Raw genomic sequence first — 411 nt, 5'->3', positions numbered from 1 at the left:
GCGAACAGCGCGCAGTGCTCGACCGCTGGGTGCAACGGAAAAACGCATACTTGATCCCAGAGACTCAATATGAGCACCCGGTAGCCGCGTGCGGCCAGCGCATTGGCGATCACTGCGGTCATGCGCTCCGCACCTGCGAAGGCGTTCAGTGTGCCGGTGAGGAAGCAGATGGTTGGAAGCTGAGTCACGCCGATGCCATCCCCGGTGTTGGGCGATGGCGCCACCATAGCGCCATACCGACCATGACCGCCATGCCGTTGCCAAGAGCATAACCCGCGATGGCACCCCAGACGCCAAGGTGTGGAATGGTGAGCAAATCGAAGACCAGCGTTGTGACCAACACCAGGGCCCATTTCATGGTCACCCAGCGCGGTCGGCGCAGATGGACCGCCAACAGCGTGAGCGCCACGT

At 62.3% G+C, this 411-nt stretch carries 2 protein-coding genes; both read right to left on the bottom strand.

Annotated features, from left to right (window positions below; all coding sequences use genetic code 11):
* Positions 1-188: hypothetical protein (locus tag RVY79_RS17665; protein WP_317465800.1), on the bottom strand; the 188-nt coding region annotated here is incomplete at its 3' end.
* Positions 185-411 (bottom strand): hypothetical protein (locus RVY79_RS17660; RefSeq protein WP_317465798.1); only part of this gene is annotated, 227 nt, incomplete at its 5' end. The genes RVY79_RS17660 and RVY79_RS17665, both read right to left, overlap by 4 nt.

It is taken from the genome of Chromohalobacter sp. HP20-39 (genome assembly GCF_033052815.1).
Classification (GTDB): domain Bacteria; phylum Pseudomonadota; class Gammaproteobacteria; order Pseudomonadales; family Halomonadaceae; genus Chromohalobacter.
This window is presented reverse-complemented; position numbering and strand designations above follow the sequence as displayed.